The sequence below is a fragment of the Candidatus Pelagibacter sp. HIMB1623 genome, assembly GCF_052047695.1.
Lineage (GTDB): Bacteria > Pseudomonadota > Alphaproteobacteria > Pelagibacterales > Pelagibacteraceae > Pelagibacter.
Genome location: NZ_JBNAJN010000013.1, coordinates 118434 through 134922 on the forward strand (window position 1 = coordinate 118434; position 16489 = coordinate 134922).

At 26.1% G+C, this 16489-nt stretch carries 16 protein-coding genes and 1 tRNA gene; 8 read left to right on the forward strand and 9 right to left on the reverse strand.

The annotated features are described in order from the left end of the window. Nucleotides 1–47 precede the first annotated feature (47 nt). Nucleotides 48–1274, reverse strand: coding sequence for a pyridoxal phosphate-dependent aminotransferase (locus ACTTBN_RS05035; RefSeq protein ID WP_440681303.1), 1227 nt, complete (start codon nucleotides 1272–1274; stop codon nucleotides 48–50). Then, nucleotides 1275–3236 carry an acetoacetate--CoA ligase gene (locus ACTTBN_RS05040; RefSeq protein ID WP_440681304.1) on the reverse strand — a complete coding sequence of 654 codons (1962 nt, stop codon included), beginning with the start codon at nucleotides 3234–3236 and terminating at the stop codon, nucleotides 1275–1277. A 174-nt stretch (nucleotides 3237–3410) separates the two neighbouring features. On the opposite strand from ACTTBN_RS05040, the gene ACTTBN_RS05045 reads away from it, so the two are divergent. From ACTTBN_RS05045 to ACTTBN_RS05060, 4 genes are read left to right on the forward strand one after another with little or no spacing between them, the layout of a single operon-like run. After that, on the forward strand, nucleotides 3411–5888 hold the full coding sequence (locus ACTTBN_RS05045; protein WP_440681305.1) for a helicase-related protein: 2478 nt from the start codon (nucleotides 3411–3413) through the stop codon (nucleotides 5886–5888). A 4-nt stretch (nucleotides 5889–5892) separates the two neighbouring features. After that, on the forward strand, nucleotides 5893–6309 hold the full coding sequence (locus tag ACTTBN_RS05050) for a TerB family tellurite resistance protein (RefSeq protein WP_440681306.1): 417 nt from the start codon (nucleotides 5893–5895) through the stop codon (nucleotides 6307–6309). Then, nucleotides 6306–6632, forward strand: a complete 327-nt coding sequence (gene fdxA, locus ACTTBN_RS05055) for a ferredoxin FdxA (protein ID WP_075484280.1) — start codon at nucleotides 6306–6308, stop codon at nucleotides 6630–6632. Before ACTTBN_RS05050 ends, fdxA begins: the two co-directional genes overlap by 4 nt. Continuing rightward, the gene (locus tag ACTTBN_RS05060; protein ID WP_440681307.1) at nucleotides 6589–7494 is read left to right on the forward strand and encodes a CarD family transcriptional regulator; all 906 of its coding nucleotides are present in this window, start codon (nucleotides 6589–6591) and stop codon (nucleotides 7492–7494) included. Before fdxA ends, ACTTBN_RS05060 begins: the two co-directional genes overlap by 44 nt. Before the next feature lie 363 nt (nucleotides 7495–7857). Here the strand turns inward: ACTTBN_RS05060 and ACTTBN_RS05065 are convergent, their stop codons facing one another. From ACTTBN_RS05065 to ACTTBN_RS05085, 5 genes are read right to left on the reverse strand one after another with little or no spacing between them, the layout of a single operon-like run. Further along, on the reverse strand, nucleotides 7858–9555 hold the full coding sequence (locus ACTTBN_RS05065; RefSeq protein ID WP_440681308.1) for an AMP-dependent synthetase/ligase: 1698 nt from the start codon (nucleotides 9553–9555) through the stop codon (nucleotides 7858–7860). A gap of 16 nt (nucleotides 9556–9571) precedes the next feature. Next, the gene (locus ACTTBN_RS05070) at nucleotides 9572–11368 is read right to left on the reverse strand and encodes a hypothetical protein (RefSeq protein ID WP_440681309.1); all 1797 of its coding nucleotides are present in this window, start codon (nucleotides 11366–11368) and stop codon (nucleotides 9572–9574) included. Nucleotides 11369–11374: 6 nt separating this feature from the next. Beyond that, nucleotides 11375–12277: an NAD-dependent epimerase/dehydratase family protein gene (locus tag ACTTBN_RS05075; RefSeq protein WP_440681310.1), complete on the reverse strand. Its 903-nt coding sequence runs from the start codon at nucleotides 12275–12277 to the stop codon at nucleotides 11375–11377. Beyond that, entirely contained in the window at nucleotides 12253–12420 is a 168-nt protein-coding gene (locus ACTTBN_RS05080; protein ID WP_440681311.1) for a hypothetical protein, read from the reverse strand. The genes ACTTBN_RS05075 and ACTTBN_RS05080 overlap by 25 nt, the downstream gene beginning before the upstream one ends. Next, entirely contained in the window at nucleotides 12417–13457 is a 1041-nt protein-coding gene (locus ACTTBN_RS05085) for an NAD-dependent epimerase/dehydratase family protein (protein WP_440681312.1), read from the reverse strand. Before ACTTBN_RS05085 ends, ACTTBN_RS05080 begins: the two co-directional genes overlap by 4 nt. Between ACTTBN_RS05085 and ACTTBN_RS05090 the strand changes: the two genes are divergently transcribed. Beyond that, nucleotides 13438–14139 carry a glycosyltransferase family 2 protein gene (locus ACTTBN_RS05090; RefSeq protein ID WP_440681313.1) on the forward strand — a complete coding sequence of 234 codons (702 nt, stop codon included), beginning with the start codon at nucleotides 13438–13440 and terminating at the stop codon, nucleotides 14137–14139. The genes ACTTBN_RS05085 and ACTTBN_RS05090 overlap by 20 nt on opposite strands. A 3-nt stretch (nucleotides 14140–14142) precedes the next feature. Here ACTTBN_RS05090 and ACTTBN_RS05095 read toward each other — a convergent pair. Further along, nucleotides 14143–14227: transfer RNA gene (locus tag ACTTBN_RS05095), tRNA-Leu, on the reverse strand. A gap of 62 nt (nucleotides 14228–14289) precedes the next feature. On the opposite strand from ACTTBN_RS05095, the gene ACTTBN_RS05100 reads away from it, so the two are divergent. The 3 genes from ACTTBN_RS05100 to ACTTBN_RS05110 are packed head-to-tail and all read left to right on the forward strand — an operon-like array spanning nucleotide 14290 to nucleotide 15887. Beyond that, nucleotides 14290–14895 (forward strand): YqaA family protein, encoded by a 606-nt coding sequence (locus ACTTBN_RS05100; protein WP_440681314.1) that lies wholly within the window; start codon nucleotides 14290–14292, stop codon nucleotides 14893–14895. After that, nucleotides 14888–15370, forward strand: coding sequence for a disulfide bond formation protein B (locus tag ACTTBN_RS05105; protein ID WP_440681315.1), 483 nt, complete (start codon nucleotides 14888–14890; stop codon nucleotides 15368–15370). The genes ACTTBN_RS05100 and ACTTBN_RS05105 overlap by 8 nt, the downstream gene beginning before the upstream one ends. Further along, entirely contained in the window at nucleotides 15354–15887 is a 534-nt protein-coding gene (locus ACTTBN_RS05110; RefSeq protein WP_440681316.1) for a demethoxyubiquinone hydroxylase family protein, read from the forward strand. Before ACTTBN_RS05105 ends, ACTTBN_RS05110 begins: the two co-directional genes overlap by 17 nt. On the opposite strand, the gene ACTTBN_RS05115 is transcribed toward ACTTBN_RS05110, so the two are convergent. Next, nucleotides 15884–16453 (reverse strand): HNH endonuclease, encoded by a 570-nt coding sequence (locus ACTTBN_RS05115; protein WP_440681317.1) that lies wholly within the window; start codon nucleotides 16451–16453, stop codon nucleotides 15884–15886. The two genes, ACTTBN_RS05110 and ACTTBN_RS05115, sit on opposite strands and share 4 nt — an antisense overlap. Nucleotides 16454–16489 lie beyond the last annotated feature (36 nt).

Below are 16489 nucleotides of genomic sequence, written 5' to 3' on the forward strand. Positions count from 1 at the left end.
TATAAATTAATCTTACCAAAAAATTATAATAAATGTATAGGTTGATTTTAAAGATTTTCTGACCATTTTTTTAAATTATCAACACCTTCTACAACCTTTGGTGCCAACTTTTCGATTATATTAAAATCAATAGATTGATCATCCTTAATACTATTCATGAATTTTTCTCCATCAAAATCAGTAAAGCTTAATCTTGCAAGCATTTTACTTTCATTAAATCCAAAATCTGATCCAGGTAATAATGCAACACCTGTTTCTTTTAAAATATTTTCACACATTTCTGATGAAGTTTTAAATTTAGAATTTAAAAATTCAGGCATTAAATAGAAACCTCCTTGAGGTTCATTAATTAAAATTTTGTTTGATTTTAAATTTTGATAAACATAATTGCCGACAGCATTTAAAATATTTCTAGATTTATTAATGTATTTACTATGATTGTTTTCATATGCTTTTATTGCAGCATATTGGATAGGCGCACTTACTGCTGAAAAGGTTTCACTGGCTAAAACATTAATCATGTTTTTTATGTCGTTTAAGCTCTCTGGAACAATAAAATATCCCAATCTCCAACCACCAGCTCCACACCATTTACTTAGGCCGGTACTGATAATTGTTTTTTCAGGACAAAAATTTGAAATAGACTTATAATTTTTTGTAAAAGTCAGTTCAGAATATATCTCATCAGATAAAATTATAAGATTATGTTTATTTGCAATATTAGAAATCTCTTCCAAATTTTCACAAACTTGGCCTGAAGGATTATTGGGGGAATTTAAAAATAATAAATAATTTTTATTTTTATCTTTTAATATTATTTCCTCTATTTCTTGAGCTGTAGGGAACCAATTATTTTCTCTTTTTGTTTGTAAAATTTGAATTTTGTTTCTTCCTAATATTGCTTGTGGCGCGTAAGAAACCCAACTAGGTGCAGGCAATATAATTTCACCATCGAATATTACATGAAGTAAAAACATCAACTCTTTAGAGCCTGGTCCTATGATGACATTTTCAGAATTATATTCATAATTTTTTTTCTTTGATGTGTATTTTGCAACAGACTGTCTTAGTTCTGAAAGGCCTTGCATAGGCAAATATTTGTTTTGATAAGCATTATTTTTAAGCTCCTCTACTACGTCTTGTGGAACTTTAAAGGGTGATTGTCCAAAACCAAATTTAAATATTTTTTTTCCTTCATCCTCAAGTTTTTTTGAAGCTTCATTAATTGCTAGGGTAGAAGATGGTTTTAAATCTTTAACTATATTTTTTAACATTTAATAACTTAACTGTTTCAAATTTTTGTATTGTTTTAAAACTTCTGGGTTTGCTAAAGCTTCTTTATTTTTAACAACACTTCCTTCTATAGTGCTTTTAACTGCAAGCTCAACAATTTTACCACTTTTGGTTCTTGGAATATCTTTTACAACAATTACTTTGCTAGGGACATGTCTTGGTGATGCATTTATTCTTATTTGAGTTTTTATTCTATTAAGCAAAGAATTATTAAGTATGTATTCATTACTCATTACAACGAAAAGAATTATTCTGATATCATTATCCCAAGATTGACCAACTACTAGTGCTTCTTTAATTTCTTTAAACTTTTCAACCTCAGAATATATTTCAGCAGTCCCAAGTCTTACACCTCCTGGATTAAGGGTAGTGTCAGATCTTCCATGTATAATAAAACCATCGGTATTTCTTCTTTCAGCATAATCCCCATGATGCCAAGTATTTTTATATCTATTGAAGTAAGCTTTTTTAAATTTTACGTCATTTTTATCATTCCAAAATTTAAGAGGCATTGATGGAAATGGATTTTTACAAACTAGTTCACCTTTAGAATTTTTTAAAGATTTGCCGCTATCATTAAAGACATCAATATCTAAACCTAAGCCGGAATTTTGTATTTCACCAATATTTACTGGCTGATATATATTTCCTAAAACAAAACATGATACAATATCTGTACCACCCGAAATAGATGAGAGATGAACTTTCTTTTTAATATTTTTGTAAACATATTTAAAACCTTCACTTGATAAAGGAGAACCTGTTGAACATATTGTTTTTAGTTTTTGAAGTTTATATTTAAATTTAAGATTAGGTTCTAATTTTCTTAGAGCATCAATATATTTAGCACTAATTCCAAACAGAGTAATTTTTTCTCTTTGTGCTATTTTTAAAAGTAAATCACTTGATTTATACATTGGAGAACCATCAAAAAGTACTATTGATGCCTTTGAAGCTAACGAGCTTACTAACCAATTCCACATCATCCAACCACAAGTGGTAAAATAAAACACATTATCATTTTCTTTTATATCGCAATGTAATTGGTGTTCTTTCTTATGTTGAAGAAGAACTCCACCAGTTCTATGGCAGATACATTTTGGTTTTCCAGTTGTTCCACTTGAATATAAAATAGTCAACTCGCTTTCGAAATCATACTTTTTAAAATTTATTTTTTCAGATTGATTTTGAATAATCTCACGCCATTTAATTAAATTTATTTTCTTATATTTACTTTTATTAGTGACATATTTTTTTCCAGGATAATTAACAATCACAACATTTTTAATTGATGGAATAGATTTTAAAATTTCAGATAATCTCTCTAATACATTAATTTTTTTCCCGTTGTAAAAATACTGGTCTGTAATGAACAAAACTTTTGGATTAATTTGAGAAAATCTTTCAACAACACCTTTAATACCAAAATCAGGACTGCATGATGACCAAATGCTTCCTATAGTACACGCTGCTATAAACGCCTCAACTGTCTCGATAGTATTAGGCATATAAGCTGCAACTCTGTCTCCTTTTTTAATTTTAATTTCCTTTAAAAACTTTACAATTTTGCCTGTACTTAAATTTAATTCTCTCCAAGATTTTTCTTCTCTAAAGCCATTTTCGCTTATAAAAGTGATTGCCTTATCATCATTATTTTTTGACAATAAATTCTCACCAAAATTTAACTTACTACCTGGTAAGAATAAATTTTTATGAAATATTTTAGATTTTTTAATTTTTTTTTTACTTTTCAATCCTTTAATTTCTGAAAATTCCCAAAAATAATTCCAAAACTCAGGAGAATTTTTAACAGTCCAATTTAAAAAAGTTTTGTAATTTAAATTAAATTTTTTTTTGATTTTATTTGAAATAAATTTTTCAAAAGCATAAAGATTTGAATTTTTTTTCTCTTTTAAAGATGCTTCCCAAAGTTTATTGGTCATTTTTATTTTATTAAATTACTATTATAGAATTAATCTCAATTATGATATTCTCATTAATATTAATATAAAAATGAGAACTTTTTACCCTCCGATTCGGTCATGTTTTAGTCTATTTTTGTTCTTTAGCACTAACAATATCTGGTAGGTAAAAAAAATTATACACCAAAGATAGAAATGCCTAAAAATAAAATTACAGCTGTTCTTGGTCCAACAAACACAGGTAAAACTCATCTTGCAATTGACACAATGCTATCTTTTGACAGCGGAATGATTGGGTTCCCATTAAGATTATTAGCAAGAGAGGTTTACGATAAAGTAATAAAAAAAATTAGTATAGACAAAGTTGCTTTAATTACTGGTGAAGAGAAAATAATTCCTACAAACGCAAAATATTATTTATGCACAGTCGAATCAATGCCTATTGAAAAACATTTAGAATTTGTGGGCATAGATGAAATCCAAATGTGTGCAGATCATGAAAGAGGTCACATATTCACAGATAGATTATTAAATTTAAGAGGTGAAAAACTTACGATGCTAATGGGTTCTAGTACTATTAAAAACATCATATCTAAATTAAACGAGGATTTAGAGTTTATTAATAGAGATAGATTGTCAAAACTCACTTATGCCGGACATAAAAAGATATCAAGGATAAATAGAAAAACTGCAATTATAGCTTTTTCAGCGGAGGAAGTTTATGCAATAGCAGAATTAATAAGAAGACAAAAGGGTGGGGCAGCTATAGTTATGGGTTCATTAAGTCCTAAAACGAGAAATGCTCAAGTAGAACTTTACCAATCTGGAGATGTCGATTTTTTAGTAGCCACTGACGCTATTGGAATGGGAATAAATATGGATCTAGATTATGTATATTTTTCAAATCTTAAAAAATTTGATGGAAAAAAATTAAGAAAATTAAATTTATCTGAAATAGGTCAAATAGCAGGAAGAGCTGGAAGATATTTAAATGATGGTGGTTTTGGAATAACTGGTGATTGTAAAGAAATTTCACCTGAAGAAGTAGAATTAATTGAAGGACATAAATTTGAAGAAATAAGAACTTTATTCTGGAGAAATTCTGATCTTAATTTCAATAACCCAAATTCACTAATTAAAAGTCTTGAAGAAAGACCCCAGATGGAATGGTTGAGAAAAGTTCACGAATGTGAGGATGAAAGAGCGCTAAAATATTTTATAAAAGATGAAAAAAATAATCTAGAATTTAACGAAAGAACTCTCAAATTATTATGGGAATGTTGTCAGATACCTGATTTTGTTAAAAAAACCTACGGCAATCATTATGAAGTGATCAGAAATGTTTTTAAATTTTTAAACAGTGAAAAAGGTCTAATTTCAGAAGATTACATGAGATTACAGCTCATGAAACTTGATAAATTAGAGGGAAATGTAGATTCTTTATCAAATAGAATTGCAAATGTAAGAACTTGGTCTTATGTTTCAAATAAAAATAATTGGGTAGAAAATCAAAATTATTGGATAGAAAAAACAAAACATTTGGAAGATAGACTTTCTGACAGACTTCATGAAGAACTTACCAAGACTTTTATCGACAAAAGAGCAAGTATACTTGCAAGAGGTTTAAAACAAGACATGGAATTCAAAACTGAAATATTACAGAACAATGACGTTAAAATAGATGATCAGTTTATTGGTAAAATCAAAGGTTTGAAATTAGAATTAGATTTAAAAAAAGGCTCTCTTGAAACTGATATCAAGTCATTAAAAAAAGCTGCTAGACAATCAATTGGCCCTGAGTTTGATAAAAGAATTCAATCAATTATAGATACGGGATTAATAGATTTAAAAGAGGATTTTAAAATATATTGGAATGATTTTCCAATTGCTAGACTGTTACCAGGAAATGATTATTTAAGTCCTAATTTTACTTTAGTTGTTGATGACATTATTGAACAAAATCCAAAACAAAAACTAAATGATTTTATTCAAAAATGGCTAAACTCTAAAATTAGCGATGTCTTGAAAAGTTTAATAGATTTAAAAAACATTAAAGAAGATAAGTCTTCAATTAAGGCTTTGGCTTATCAGCTTTATGAAAATAATGGTGTTTTAAAAAGAGAACAAGTTTCTGATTATTTAAAAAATCTTGAACAAATAGATAGAAAAGTACTTAGAGAATTGGGTGTAAAATTTGGAAGATACCATGTATTCCTTTATCAGCTTATAAAACCAGATGCTGTATCTTTAAGAACCTTATTGTGGAAAAATTTTCATCAAAAATTCTATAATTTAAAACCACCAACTTTTGGATTAAATTTTTTAGAAGATAAAGATTCTAAAAATAAAAACTTTATGCTTCTCTGTGGATTTGAAAAATTTGATAATTTTTTTGTAAGAATAGATATTCTTGAAAGACTGTTTGTGCAAATTATTAATGCTACTTCAAAAGAAAATAATGAAATAAAAATGATACCTGAAATGTTAAATCTTTTAGGGTGCAGCAAAGAGAACTTTAAAAAATTATTGCAAAAAATGGGTTATAAAACTTATGAGAAAGAACAAGACATGTTTTTTAAATATAATCCTGTTAAAAAATTTAAAAAGATACAGAACAAAAAAGTTTCAAATGAAAATCCATTTAAAGTTCTTAAAAATCTCAAGTTAGGTTAATTTTATGTTTTTTAAAAATACAGATAAAAAAGAAGAGAATAATTTTATAGTAAAAGTTTGTGCTTTATTGATCCATGCTGCAAAAATAGATGAAAATTATACTGACAAAGAAGAGGAAATAATTAAAAAAACACTTCTAGAGTTGGGCCTTGAAAGTGAAAAAATCACAAAAACTATCCAAGATGCAAAAATTATTGAGGAAAATTCAAACCAAATTTTAGACTTCACAAGAGAAATTAAAAATTTACCTGAAAAAGATAAAATTAAAATAGTGGAAGCTCTTTGGTCAATTATTTATTCTAATGAAGATGCAGATATGTATGAAACAAATCTTATGAGAAGATTGGCGGGACTTTTATACATTGACAGTAAAACTATGGGGGATATTAAGCATAGAGTAAAAGAGGAAAGTAAAGAGTGACTTATATTGTAAACGATAATTGTATTAAGTGTAAACTTACTGATTGTGTAGACGTTTGTCCGGTTGATTGTTTTTATGAAGGTAAAAATATGCTTGTAATTAAACCGGATGAGTGTATAGATTGTGGCGTTTGTGAGCCAGAGTGCCCCGTTGATGCTATAAAAGCAGATACAGAACCTGGAAGCGAAAAATGGTTAGAGATCAATAAAAAATATTCAGAAATCTGGCCAAACATAAGTGAGAAAAAAGATCCCCCTGCGGATCACGAAAAATTTAAAAATGAGCAAAATAAGTACGAAAAGTATTTTAAAGAAAATCTTTAAAGGCAAATCAGACAAAGAAATGACAAAAAAAGTTAAAAAGAAAAAAGTTACCAAAATTAAAAAAACTGCAAAACCTAAAACTAAAAAAGTTAAAAAAGTAGTAATAAAAAAAACCAAAAAAGTATTAAAAAAAATTCCAAATAAATCACCTAAAATACAAAAAGTTTCAAAAACTACTGAAACGCCAGATGAACCAAAAGTAGATAATTTAAGAATATCAAAAACTAATGAGGTTAAACCTGAAATAAAAAAAGTTAAAAAACAAGAAACTGAAAAAAGAGAATTTAAAATTAAAGATTATGTCGTTTATCCAAAACACGGAGTTGGTCAAATTACAGAATTTAAAAAAATAAATATCGGTGGTATTGATGTTGAAACATATGTTATCAAATTTGAAAAAGATAAAGCTAATGGTATGGTACCTGTTAACAAACAGTCTCACCTAAGACCTTTAGCAACAATTAATCAAGTAAATAAATGTGTCTCCATATTAAAAAGTAAACCAAAAATCAAAAGATCAATGTGGAGTAGAAGAGCACAGGAATATGAGGCAAAAATTTCATCTGGTAAAATTTATGAATTAGCTGAAGTTGTAAGAGATCTAAACAAAGGTGATGATCTTATGGTTGATCAATCTTATAGTGAAAGACAACTTTTTGAAAAAGCTTATGAGAGAATGCAGTCAGAATTTCAGATAATTTTAAATTTATCGCCAGAAGACACTCAAAAAAAATTAGATAAAGCATTAAAGAGAAATGTTGGTGGACAAACACAAGCGATCAGCGCTACTCCTAAAACTCCAACTGCTGATTTACCTGTCGAAGAACCTATTTCTGAAACTGACGAACCTTTAGACGAATAAAAAAAAACGCCTCTCACACAAAAAGTTATGAGAAGCGTTTTTTGTAAAGAATACTAAGTTATTATTTTCTTCTTTTCTTAGCTTTTTTCTTAGCTTTCTTCTTAGTTTTCTTTGCAGCTTTTTTCTTAGTTTTTTTTGCCGCTTTTTTTCTTTTCTTAGGCATCTTTAGCTCCCTTTTTAGTTTAGCGAATCAATTTGATTCGCTGTTAGTTTATTTTTATTTTTTTATATAACTTATGTCAAATCATTAATTAGAAGTTAATTTTTAAAAAAATTATTTTTTATTTTTTATTTTTTTTTAAAAAATTTTTTATTAATTTAGTTAATATTTATGCGATAAATAAACTATTAATTAATAATTATTTAATAAAGATTTTCTATTTCAGTTTTATACTTTTGAATAATTTTATATCTTTTTAACTTTAAAGTTGGTGTCATTAATCCATTTTCAATTGTAAATTGATCTTTAATTACAAAAAATTTTTTTATTTTTTCTATCTTAGATAAATTTTTATTTATTGTTTCTATTTCTTTTGAAATATTTTCATCAGAGACATTACTTGTATCTTTATTTAAAACTAAAATAGCTACTAAATAAGGTTTATTATCTCCATAAACTAATGCTTGTTCTACAAATTCAATTTTAAGTAAATCATTTTCAATTTTTACTGGAGAAATATTGTCACCACCTGGTGTAATTAAAATATCTTTTTTTCTATCAGTGATTTTTAGATATCCATTTTCAAAATGCCCTATATCTCCAGTATATAACCAGCCATCCTTTAAAACTTTTTCAGTTTCTTCCTTTTTATTCCAATAGCCTAACATGACATTTTCGCCTTTGACCAGAATTTCACCATCATCAGCAATCTTTACTTCATTACCACTAAAAGCAGGACCTACTGTATCTATCCTTATATCTTTTATTGGGTTACAACTTACAACTGGAGAAGTTTCAGTTAAACCATACCCTTGCAAAGTTGGTAACCCTATTGAATTTAAAAAAACACCTACTTCTTTATCTAGTGCACCTCCACCAGAAATAAATGCCTTTAAAGAACCCCCAAATTGAGCTTTTATTTTTTTTCTAACTATTTTTTCACAAATCGTATTTTGCACTTTTTCAAAAAAAGTAAGTTTTTGATTGGTTAGTACTTTTTCTCCAAGGTAAAGCATTTTGTTTATTAGAGTTTTTTTAAAACCAGTAGCTTTATTAAATGTTGAATTAATTTTTTGATAAAGATTTTGATAAAATCTTGGAACAGCTGTCATAATATCTGGGCTACATTCTCCCATATTTTTAATTAACTTATCTATACTTTCTGCATAGTAAACTTCGGCGCCTATTGCTATTTGGACAAACTGAACAGTGTGTTCATAAGAATGAGATAATGGTAACCAGGTTAGGAATTTAGGTTTGTAAGATATTATTTCTCTTAAAAGTGAAATAGAGCCTTCACAATTATTTAAAATTCCCCCATGGCTTAGCATTACTCCCTTGGGATTACCTTGTGTTCCTGATGTATAAATAATACAAGCTACGTCTTTTCTTGAAATTTCTAATTTTAAAAAATCAATCTCATCATAATCGTTATTAAAAAAAATATCTTTAATACATTGAATTTCTGATTGAGTATCTATTTGATCAAAAGAAATAATCTTTTTTATAAATGGCTTTTTAGAAATTATATTATCAATTTTATTATATTGAACTTGATCTGAAACAATTATTACTGATGGATTACAATCATCAATTAAATATTCATAATCTCTCTCAGTGTAAGTCGTATAAGCTGGTACCGTAATTCCGCCCGCTAACATTATAGCTAAATCAGAAATTAACCATTCAGGTCTATTTTCAGAAATCAATAAACATCTGTCATTTTTTTTAATTTGAATTTTTAAGTTATAAGACAGTTTTTGAATGTGATCATAAACTTGTTGCCAAGTATATTTATTATCTAAATTATTCAAAGAATGTAAAAATATCTCATCTTTTTTTTGTAACTGAAATTGGTAATTAAATAGTTCTAATAAATTATCAAATTTTTCAAAATCCATATATTAATATTTTATATTATTTGCTTCTAATATTTTTATCAAAATCAGTATCATGCCGATTATCTTTTAAATGAGTTATCATTGTTTTATCAATTAAAATTTTTATGTAATCTTTTTCTTTTACATAAATAAAATTGTAACCTTTTTTTTCTTTAATTTTTATCTCAAGATTTTCCCAAAAGCCCGGTAAACAAGGAAGGTTTGAAATACTACATAGCCAATTATGATTTGATATATATATCTTCCTTTTTTTATCAATTATCTTTTCTTTCACATCAAAATCTCTAAAAAAAGGTATTGGGTAAGAATGTTTGGTCTTGTAGCTATTTAAAGTAAAATTAGACATTGAATTTATCTCTTTATCAATCCTTAAAAAATTTTTTAATAAAAAAAAGACTATTCCAATAATTAATAAAAAATTAATAATTTTTGAATAATTAAAAGATCTAAAAAATAAACTATAAAACAAAATTAACATACCAAATGGTAGATAAGCATAGCCTCCATACCTGATGTAAGGCATCAGCAGAAACCACAAAATCAATGGTATAAAAGAAATCACTACAAAATAGTTATAATTTTCAGGTTTATGTTGTGTCGACTCACTACTATTTTTTGAAATACTAAAAACAAAAGTCGACATTAGGATAAGTACAACCACCAAAATTCTCTCTAAATCTGGATCTTTAAAAACATTTTTGTGAAAATTATATTTAAATTTTTCATTATATTCTGCTGGTAACATCTTAATTTTATATTCATTGTCTCGAATATATGGATTCCATCCTTTGACACCAGCTTCTAAAAATTCTTGTCTCCAATTACTTAATTTTTTTCCTGCAGACCAAGGTATTAGTTTCTGATCAACACATGTAATTGTTGCTGGATACGACAAACAGCCAGAGTGTATAAAGTTCTTTGTAAAGGTAACAATACTTGTAAAAATTAAAAAAATAATAATAACTTTTTGTTTAGTAAAAAAATCAATTAAATAAATTTTAAATTTTTTTATAAAAACAAAGAAATAAAAAATTGCTAATACAGAATATATCTTAAATATTGCTGCTAATGAAAACATTATAATCATTTTATAAAAATATTTTTTCTCATTATTGAAAAAATAACTTAATGAATAAATTTGAATTAAAAATAGAAGTCCAATAACAGGCACATCAGTTCCAAATTCTTTTGATCTTGTAAACTTAAATAATGTGAGAAATATTATAAATATTATTAGGTTAGATAAAATGTTATGTTCCTTATTAAAATAATCTAAAATAGAAAAAATAAAAAACATAAAGAAAATAATTGGCAAAATAAATACCAACCTGTTTTCATAAAAAGGGAGCTTAAACAGGGCCATTATATCATACAAGCCATGAGAATAAGCTAGATAATCATTTAGAAATACAAATCCAAATATAATTTTAAATTCTTGCTTATAGTTTATATATGGTAACTGATAAAGAAGATGATCATCGTGAAGATTAATTGTTAATGATGAAATGAATAACGTTAAAAAAGTTAAAAAAAAAAATAATTTTTTTGAAATATATATATTTGAAATATTTTTCAAAAATAATATTAAGCCAAAAAATAAAACTGTAAGAGATATATAAAGATCTATAGCTAAAAAAAAATTAATTAAAACTGAAACAATATAAAGAGCAAAAAAACCTAAGATTCCCGTCTCTCCAAAATTAAAATTTATTCTAAGAATCCTATTTTTTAAAAAAAAACCATATCCAAGAATTGATAAAGAAAAAAATATAAAAAAAAATAATTGAATTGTTGTATTAAAAACATAATTCATATTTTTTTAGTAATTTTTAAGTAACTCATCTAATATTTTTTTTGTGTTATATTTCTGCTTCCACGATGGATAATCTCTTTTAAATTTTTTTATGTTTGATATGTACCAAATATGGTCTCCAGTTCTTTCCTTTGGTGTATATTTAAGATTAATCTTAATTTTTTTATTATCTTCAATATATTTAATACACTCAAGTATTGAACAATTTGAAAAGGTCCCACCTCCAATATTATAAATTTCTCCCTTTTTTGGCTTTTTTATAAATTCCCAAAAAGAATTTAATAAATCATAACTATGAATATTATCTCTTACCTGTTTACCTTTGTAACCAATAATATTGTATCTTTTATTTACAACACAGCTTTTAACTAGGTATGATAAAAAACCGTGTAATTTTGCTGATGAATGATTTGGGCCAGTGATACAACCTGCTCTAAATATACCAACTTTTAAGTTATAATTTTTTCCAAATTCCTGTGCTAAATAATCAGCATAAGTTTTGGATACTCCAAAAAAACTATGTGTGCAATTATCTGTACTTAAATTTTCATCAAAACCATTTTTATACCTTTTAATGTCTTTAGGCTTAAATCTTAAAGGGTATTCTTTTAATTTAATTTTATTTGGATTATCTCCATAAACTTTGTTGGTTGAGAGTTGAATAAAAACAGCTTTTTTAGAAAATTGCAAACAAGAGTTAAGTAAATTAAGTGTTCCTTGTGCATTAATTGTAAAATCTGTTATTAAATTATCTTTTGCCCAATCATGGGAAGGTTGAGCAGCTGAATGAATTATTACTTTTATATTTTTTGAGTAAGCTTTAAAAATTTTAGAAATTTTTTTTGAATTTCTTATATCAACCTCGTGATGTAAGTATTTTTTATTTAATAAAAGTTTTTTTTTACCCAAGAAGTATCACCATCTTTACCAAAAAAATTTTTCCTATAGTTATTATCAATCCCAATAACAAAAAAATTTTTTTTTAAAAAAAATTTAACAGCCTCAGATCCAACTAGACCACAAGATCCTGTCACAATTGCTATTTTTTTCATAAATTGTTGTCCATAAATATTTTTTTATACTTAATTAGTATCTCATATGTATCTTTAATAATTGTATCTAAGTTTCTTTTAACCCTCCATTTATAAAAGCTATAAATTTTTCTATTATCAGTAACGTAGTAAGATATATCATAATTTGATGTTTTTATATTTTTACCAATAAAAATATTGTTCTTAGTAACTTCTTTGCATTTTAATGTAAGCTGCTTGAGAGTTATTTTATTTTTAATTCCACCTCCAGCATTAAAAGTTTTATTATTAATTTTTTTAAATTTTCTAATTTGTTCAATTATTAATTCACAAACATCAATTACATGGATAACATCTCTTACTTGATTTCCCAATCCCTCAAAGCCAATATAATTTAATTTTTGCTTATTTATAAATTTCCAGAGCCATAAACTTATAAATCCTTGATCTTGTTTCCCAAATTGCCAAGGTCCAGATACTACGCCAAACCTATTTATTATATACTTAATATTATTTGAGTAAGAATATTCCTCTATTAGCTTTTCAGAAGCTAGCTTTGTAAATCCATAAAGACTTATTGGAGATCTTTTTGAAAAATTTTCATTTATTTTAAAATTATATTTTTTTTTATTTATATTTTTTGCTTTAGAATTAATTTTTTTTATTGAATACACTCTGCTCGTTGACAAAAAAATTATATTACTTGTATCTTTTTTTGCTTTTTCCAAAAGATTAAATGTTCCAACTAGATTTGTAAAAAAGACTCTCTTAGCATCTGATTTTGAAGCCTCTACTGCAGCTTCCGCACAACAATCAATTATAAAATCATACCTAGGTAGTAAATTTATTTTTGCCTTGTTTGAAATATTTATATTAAAATTTTTGATTTTTTCTTTTTTAAGTCTATTAAGATTTATTTTTGATGAATTTCTGCTTAAATTATCTAGACTATGGATTGTTAAATAATTTAATTTTTTTTTAAGAAAAATAGCTATATTTGAACCAATAAAACCACAACCACCAGTAATTAAAATTTTCATGTCATTATCAATTATCATACCAATTAAAAACGAGGAAGAAAATATTGAGGAAATATCTGAAAAAATTTCTAAAGTTAATATTGATTTAGAATTAGTTTTTATTGACGATTTTAGCTCAGATAGATCATACGAGAAAGTTCTTGAGGTTCAAAAAAAGTTTCGATTTGTAAAAGTAATTAAAAATGAAAAAAAAGGTTTGGGGTCAGCAATTAATACTGGTTTAAATAATATTACAAAAAATTTTACGTCAATTATGATGTGCGATGGATCTGATAGTTTATCAGATTTAGAAAAATATTATAAAATTATAACATCAAAAGATTGTGATGCAGTTTTTGGATCTAGGTTTTATAAAAAATCTAATCTAGTAAACTATCCATTTAAAAAATTAATTTTGAACAGAATTTTTAATTTTATTGTATCAATTATATTTTTAAATAAATTTAATGATTATACAAATGCATTTAAAATTTATAAATCTTCATCTTTAAAAAAATTAAAACCGATAGTCTCGGAAAGTTTTAATGTATTTCTTGAAATTCCATTAAAAGTAATATCTAGAAAAATGAAATATGAAACTACCTCAATATCTTGGATGGGAAGAGAAAAAGGTCTGTCAAAATTTAAAATTAAAGAACTTCAATCAAAGTATCTTTTTACATTACTTTACTGTTTTCTTGAAAAAATATTAATTAAATAAAAATGGTGGGCGAAGAGAGAATCGAACTCTCACTTCTTGCGAAACACGATTTTGAGTCGTGCGCGTCTACCAGTTCCGCCATTCGCCCATTAAATTAAATTAAATTATAATTAAATAGTATAAGAACTAAAATTATATTAAAACCAAAAAATGTTTCTAAGTCTTTATAAAAAGTGTTTAAATCTGGCTGCTCATAAAAGTTCAAATTTATACTTAAGTATTGTTTCTTTCACTGAAAGTTCATTTTTTCCTATACCACCAGATGTAATGATAATTCCAATGGTAATTGCTAAAAAAAAAGAATATTTTAAAATATTTTTAATCGCATCTATATTTTCAGTTTTAGGTGGAATTTTTGGATATTTAATCGGTTATTTGTTTTATGATTTAGCTATTCATGTAATTGAATTTTATGGTTATGAAAATAAAGTAGAAAATTTAAAAATAAATTTGTCTCAAGGATCAGGTTTTTTTGCCTGGCTCAGTATTCTTTTTCTAGCAGGATTTACTCCTCTTCCCTATAAAGCATTTACTATTGCGAGTGGTATTATTGCTTTTAATTTCCCTGTATTTATTATTGTAAGCTTAATCTCGAGAAGTCTTAGATTTTTTATTATTGCTTATTTATCTTATAAATTTGGTGACTTATTTACTGAATTCATGGAAAAACATGGATCAAAATGGTTCACTATAATTGGAATTTTAATAGTTATATTGTTAGGTATTATATTTTTAATTTTTAAATTTAATGCTTAATAACAAATCATTGTTGCTTAACCTAATTTTATTAGTCAGTTTCGTCGCTTTAATATCAGCATTCTTTATTGAGTATGTGTTAGGTCATCAACCATGCAATCTTTGTATTTTAGAAAGAGTTCCATATGTAATTGCAATAGTAATTATACTTTTGAATTATAAATTTTCTCAGTTTGAAAAAATATATTTGGTTTTATTAATAATAGTTTTTTTAACAGCAACTATTTTATCAGTTTATCATTTTGGTATTGAACAAGGATTTATTGAGGAATCATTAGTTTGTGACCTAAAAAATGGCTCAGGAGTAACTTCAAAAGAAGAAATTTTAAAACAATTTCAGGAACAAAAAGTAAGCTGCAAAGATGTAACATTTAAAATTTTTGGATTATCTCTTACAACCTATAATATTCTAATTTCTATATTAATTACAATGAATACATTAAAAATATATTTAAACTATGCCAAAAGTAAGTAAAAAAAAAATTGAAGAATTTATAAGGGTAGATCATGCTGGTGAACGCGGGGCTGTAAAAATATATGAAGGTCAATTATTAGCTTTAAACACTTTTGTAAAAGATGAAAATTTGAAAAAAATCATAGAAGATATGAGAATTCATGAGAAAGAACATAGTGAATTCTTTGAAAACGAAATTAAAAAAAGAAATATTACTCCTACAAAACTTTTACCACTATGGGATTTGTTAGGTGTTGGTTTGGGATTTGGTTCTACTTTATTAGGAAAAAAAGCAGCCATGTTGTGCACAGCATCTGTGGAAGAAGTAATTGATGAGCACTACTTAAATCAAATCAATCAGTTAGATCAAGAAGAAAAATTTCTCAAAGACAAAATTACAAAGTTTAGAAAAGATGAACTTAATCATAAAGATATTGCTTATGAAAAGGGCGCAACAAAAAAAGGACCTTATAGCATTTTAGATAAAATAATTAAAACTGGTTCTAAAATTGCAATTAATATTTCTGAAAAAATTTAGGCTTCTAACTCAACATCCCAATATAAATAATCCATCCAACTTTTGTGTAAAAAATTAGGAGGAAAGTTCTTACCATTTTTATGTAAATCTTCTGTTGAAGGTCTAAAAGGATATTGATTTAATTTCATTCCTGAATGTTTTAATAATTTTCCACCTTTTTTTACATTACAAGCTGAACAAGCTGTAACAACATTATCCCAATTTGTTTCTCCACCTTTGGATCTTGGAAGCAAATGATCAAAAGTAAGTTCCTCATTACTTCCACAATATTGACAAGAAAATTTATCTCTTAAAAAAACATTAAATCTAGTAAAACTTGGTTTCGTTTGAGGGACAATGTAGTCTTTTAAAGCGATAACGCTTGGTAACTTCATATTAAATGATGGACTTCTGATAGTTCTATCATAATGACTTACAATGATAACTCTATCAAGAAAAACTGATTTTACTGTGTCTTGCCACGACCATAACGATAGTGGATAGTAGCTAAGAGGTCTATAATCAGCGTTGAGAACTAATGCAGGACATTTTTCTAATGATACGTCTTGTTCAATAAAATTGTTCACTTTAAAACATTAACTTAGTTTGAGAACATAATCAAT

Bases quoted from the DNA above. Each gene is read 5' to 3' on its own strand.
- ACTTBN_RS05110 (WP_440681316.1), top strand. From the start codon at position 15,354: ATGCCAAAAGTAAGTAAAAAAAAAATTGAAGAATTTATAAGGGTAGAT.
- ACTTBN_RS05065 (WP_440681308.1), bottom strand. From the start codon at position 9,555: ATGGATTTTGAAAAATTTGATAATTTATTAGAACTATTTAATTACCAA.
- ACTTBN_RS05080 (WP_440681311.1), bottom strand. From the start codon at position 12,420: ATGAAAAAAATAGCAATTGTGACAGGATCTTGTGGTCTAGTTGGATCT.
- ACTTBN_RS05050 (WP_440681306.1), top strand. From the start codon at position 5,893: ATGTTTTTTAAAAATACAGATAAAAAAGAAGAGAATAATTTTATAGTA.
- ACTTBN_RS05045 (WP_440681305.1), top strand. From the start codon at position 3,411: ATGCCTAAAAATAAAATTACAGCTGTTCTTGGTCCAACAAACACAGGT.
- ACTTBN_RS05060 (WP_440681307.1), top strand. From the start codon at position 6,589: ATGAGCAAAATAAGTACGAAAAGTATTTTAAAGAAAATCTTTAAAGGC.
- ACTTBN_RS05040 (WP_440681304.1), bottom strand. From the start codon at position 3,236: ATGACCAATAAACTTTGGGAAGCATCTTTAAAAGAGAAAAAAAATTCA.
- ACTTBN_RS05070 (WP_440681309.1), bottom strand. From the start codon at position 11,368: ATGAATTATGTTTTTAATACAACAATTCAATTATTTTTTTTTATATTT.
- ACTTBN_RS05085 (WP_440681312.1), bottom strand. From the start codon at position 13,457: ATGATAATTGATAATGACATGAAAATTTTAATTACTGGTGGTTGTGGT.
- ACTTBN_RS05100 (WP_440681314.1), top strand. From the start codon at position 14,290: ATGTTTCTAAGTCTTTATAAAAAGTGTTTAAATCTGGCTGCTCATAAA.
- ACTTBN_RS05105 (WP_440681315.1), top strand. From the start codon at position 14,888: ATGCTTAATAACAAATCATTGTTGCTTAACCTAATTTTATTAGTCAGT.
- ACTTBN_RS05035 (WP_440681303.1), bottom strand. From the start codon at position 1,274: ATGTTAAAAAATATAGTTAAAGATTTAAAACCATCTTCTACCCTAGCA.
- ACTTBN_RS05090 (WP_440681313.1), top strand. From the start codon at position 13,438: ATGTCATTATCAATTATCATACCAATTAAAAACGAGGAAGAAAATATT.